Origin of the sequence: Psychrobacter faecalis (genome assembly GCF_016107575.1) — a bacterium.
Taxonomy (GTDB): domain Bacteria; phylum Pseudomonadota; class Gammaproteobacteria; order Pseudomonadales; family Moraxellaceae; genus Psychrobacter; species Psychrobacter faecalis.
On the sequence record NZ_JABAST010000100.1, the window covers coordinates 1 to 382 of the forward strand.

The window sequence follows — 382 nt, forward strand, 5'->3', positions numbered from 1 at the left end:
ATAGGATAAACACTGCTTAACGGCCGGTTCTGCCATGCGGTGATGTCGTCTATGATGTTGTTAGTGACTCTTGAGACAAGAGAGCTTGAGATATCGACGTCGTAAAGCTCTTTGATACTCTCTACAATCTCAGTGGTGGTTTGACCTTTGGCGTATGAGCGAGGATCAGCAAGTGTCTGGGAGACACTTGCCCGAAGCGCAAGACGTAAGGCTATGCCTGTAGTGAAATATGATTTTATCATCAAGGCCACTAATACGGGTTTGATGCTTGCGCACTAGTGTAGGTTCAAAGCTGCTACCGCGGTCTCTTGGAGTGGAGATCTCAAGGTCGCCTGTGTCGCTACGGACGGTCTTTTTAGTATGACCGTTGCGCTTATTAGGC

The 382-nt window shown here is 48.2% G+C and carries 1 pseudogene; it reads right to left on the reverse strand.

Features of this window, described 5'->3' with window-relative positions:
* Window positions 1–382, reverse strand: a pseudogene (locus tag JFC07_RS13415) (transposase); the annotation flags it as partial.